At 55.8% G+C, this 398-nt stretch carries 1 protein-coding gene; it reads left to right on the top strand.

All coding sequences use genetic code 11. The features are described 5' to 3' along the window. Positions 1-168 precede the first annotated feature (168 nt). The coding region (locus tag J4F31_12550) for a Rieske 2Fe-2S domain-containing protein (protein MCE2497382.1) at positions 169-398 on the top strand (230 nt) is incomplete at its 3' end.

Raw genomic sequence — 398 nt, 5'->3', positions numbered from 1 at the left:
CAAGGGTTCATATGTGGCATTTAACAAGAGCGTCATAGGCTGCCCCGGAGTTTGAACGCTTGTATAGCATCAGGAACGACACCGAAGCAACAACGGCCCACGTTCACGGCTTGCGCCAAAACAAACGGCCTTGGTAATGTTCGCACTCTTTCGCAGAAATTTACCGTTATGCAATATCGCGACGTTGCCAAACTGGAAGACCTCGAACCCGGAACGTGCCTGTCGGTTGAAGTCGACGACGCTCCCGGCGTGGCATTATTCAACGTGGATGGAAACATTCTGGCCTTGGATAATACGTGCCCCCACGCGGGAGGCCCGCTCGGAGAAGGGACGCTGGACGGAGAGGTCGTCGAATGCCCGTGGCACGGCTGGGAATTCAACGTGCGCACGGGACAATG

The sequence above is a fragment of the Flavobacteriales bacterium genome (assembly GCA_021296215.1).
Classification (GTDB): domain Bacteria; phylum Bacteroidota; class Bacteroidia; order Flavobacteriales; family ECT2AJA-044; genus ECT2AJA-044.
Note: the sequence above shows the minus strand (reverse complement) of the source record. Positions and strands in the feature narration are given on the sequence as shown.